Here is a 2,829-nt window from a genome sequence, read left to right as displayed (position 1 = left end):
AAAGTGCACTGGGTGCGGCAGAGGACTTGATTGGTGATTTGTTGGATATCTCACGATTAGAGTCCGGCAAACTGGAAACCAACATTCACGCCATTGCGGTGCATGATGTGCTCGCTAACTTGAATGCTGAATTTAGCGCCTTAGCGACGCAGCAAAAAATTGATTTCAAGATGATCCCATCATCCCTGTTTATTCAATCTGACCCTAAGTTGCTGAGACGAGTGATTCAGAACTTTTTGACTAACGCCTTCCGCTATAACCCAGAGGGGAAAGTAGTGCTCGGAGCAAGACGAGTCAGGGGGCAGGTGCGAATCGATGTGTGGGATAACGGAACCGGTATTGATGAAGACAAGCAACAAGAGATCTTCGAAGAGTTCACTCGTGGTAGCCAAGTGCGTTCCGATCAAGGTTTAGGGCTGGGGCTCGCTATTTCTAAAGGTATTGCTCATGTGCTTGGTCATCAAATATCGATGCGCTCATGGCCGGGGCAAGGCAGTGTTTTCTCTATAACCTTAGCAAGAGCGGAACAAGTGGCTCCGGTTGTACAAGTAGCAGCGACAGTGGCGAGCAGTGACATCGAGCACCTTAAAATCTTGTGTGTTGATAATGAACGAGAGATTTTGGTTGGTATGGAGAACCTGATTGGTCGCTGGGGTTGTGAGGTTAAAACGGCAGTTGATTTGGTCGAGAGTTTGAAGTGCCTCGATGGTGACTGGAAACCCGATGTGATTTTTTCTGATTACCGCCTCGATAATGGGCGAACAGGGCTTGAGGTGTTGCAACAGTGTCGCTTGCGCCTTGGAGATTCCTTTGAAGGGGTCATCATTAGTGCCGACAGAACCGATGACATGTTGGCGGCGATAAAGGCCAACAGCTTTAGCTTTATTGCCAAGCCAGTGAAACCGCTAAAACTCAGAGCAGTATTGAATCGCGTGAGTTAGTTTAAGTCATTATTAGATCCTAATAAGGCCTCTGATGAGGCCTTTTTCGATCCGGTAGACTTGTTATGAGTTACTGGTTTTAACCTGCGATACCACCTTGAGTGAGAGCAGTTGGGTCAAGCAGCTTGCTGAGTTCTTCTCGGCTAAGATCGGTTTCTCTTTCTGCAACATCAAGGATAGGTAAACCCTCTTTGTAAGCTTTCTTGGCAATATCTGCTGCCTTTAGGTAACCAATCACAGGATTAAGTGCAGTCACCAAAATTGGATTCTTTGAAAGCGCTAAATCAAGATTGTCTTGGCGTACAGTGAAAGTCGCAATTGCTCTATCTGCCAGCGCAACAGAGCTGTTAGCTAAAAGCTCGATACTTTCTAATACGTTATGAGCAATCACTGGCAGCATCACATTCAGTTGGAAGTTGCCAGACTGGCCAGCTACTGTAATGGTGGTGTCGTTACCAATCACCTGCGCAGCGGCCATTGCTGCGGCTTCTGGTATTACAGGGTTCACTTTGCCCGGCATGATCGATGAGCCTGGCTGTAGCGCCTGCAATTCAATTTCTCCTAAGCCAGCTAATGGGCCAGAGTTCATCCAGCGAAGATCGTTTGCGATCTTCATGATCGCAACTGCTGCAGTTTTGAGCTGACCCGAAAAGGCAACGATCGCGTCTTGACTGCTGAGGTTAAAAAAGAAGTTTTCACTCGAGTTAAAGCTGATCTTTGTCGACTGCGACAGGTTACTTGCAAACTTATCGGCAAAGCGGGGATCAGCATTGATGCCTGTGCCAACCGCCGTTCCACCTTGAGCAAGCGCTTTAATAGCAGGCAGGGTGCTTTCAATCGCTTGTTTAGCGTGTTCAATCTGGAACTTCCAGCCACCCAACTCTTGAGCAAAGGTAATCGGCATCGCATCCATTAGGTGAGTACGGCCGGTTTTCACGACCTCAGCAAGCTCTTGCTGTTTAACGCTCAGTGCTTCAGACAAGTGACTTAGTGCTGGTAGCAGCTTGTTTTCCGCAGTGAGTGCGACACTGACTTGGATCGCGGTTGGCACCACATCGTTACTGCTTTGGCCCATATTGACGTGATCGTTCGGGTTCACGTCGCCTTGCAAACTTCTGGAAGCGAGTGTTGCAATCACTTCGTTGGCGTTCATGTTAGAGCTAGTACCAGAGCCGGTTTGGTAGACATCGATCGGGAATTGATCGAGATGTTTGCCATCAATGATCTCTTGGCTCGCATCGGCGATCGCATTGGCAATATCGCCTTCCAATAAACCTAATTGAGCATTGGTGTCAGCAGCAGCTTGTTTGATTAACGCCAGTGCTTGGATAAAGCTGGTGGGCATTTTGTGGGAGCTAAACGCGAAGTTATCTGCGGCACGTTGAGTTTGTGCTTGGTAGAGTGCATCAGCTGGGACTTTTACTTCCCCCATGCTGTCTTTTTCAATTCGATATTGTAGGGTCATCTTTTATCCTTGTTAGCCAAGTGGGGCTTGGACTTGTTGTAGTGTCTGGCTGAGATTCAAAAAACGCGCTTGGCCATGTGGTTGCTGGCAGTAGTGGCGTTTTAGATAAAATAGTGGTGAGTGAATTGAGTCTAGGCAGATATGACGAAAGGTAAAACTGCGCTCAGGAGACTCAATCGCTTCAATCAGATGGAAGAAAACTTGGCGCAGGTACAGCTCGCATAGCAAGATGTTTTCTTGTGCGGCGTGTTTTTCATAGTATGCGGCAAGCGTTTGTGCACACTCGATGTAGTCTCGAATGACAAACGGCTCGTGACCGTGAACTTGCTCTGAGGAAGTAAAGCGATCCTGCGCTTTGTAGAACCTCGAATAGAGAACCTGCTGCTCTTTCATCATCATTTTCATCTCTTTACTGGATGTTAA

The 2,829-nt window shown here is 47.6% G+C and carries 3 protein-coding genes; 1 reads left to right on the top strand and 2 read right to left on the bottom strand.

The features are described from left to right. Positions 1 to 941, top strand: a 941-nt coding sequence (locus BCT81_RS19640) for an ATP-binding protein (protein WP_133152663.1), incomplete at its 5' end; no start/stop codon positions are given. Between the two features lie 79 nt (positions 942 to 1,020). Here BCT81_RS19640 and BCT81_RS19635 read toward each other — a convergent pair. Continuing rightward, positions 1,021 to 2,406: a class II fumarate hydratase gene (locus tag BCT81_RS19635; RefSeq protein WP_102425547.1), complete on the bottom strand. Its 1,386-nt coding sequence runs from the start codon at positions 2,404 to 2,406 to the stop codon at positions 1,021 to 1,023. A 12-nt stretch (positions 2,407 to 2,418) separates the two neighbouring features. Continuing rightward, positions 2,419 to 2,805, bottom strand: a complete 387-nt coding sequence (locus BCT81_RS19630; protein ID WP_004737102.1) for a hypothetical protein — start codon at positions 2,803 to 2,805, stop codon at positions 2,419 to 2,421. Positions 2,806 to 2,829 lie beyond the last annotated feature (24 nt).

Source organism: Vibrio sp. 10N.261.52.A1 (assembly GCF_002876325.1).
Lineage (GTDB): Bacteria > Pseudomonadota > Gammaproteobacteria > Enterobacterales > Vibrionaceae > Vibrio > Vibrio chagasii.
Note: the sequence above shows the minus strand (reverse complement) of the source record. Positions and strands in the feature narration are given on the sequence as shown.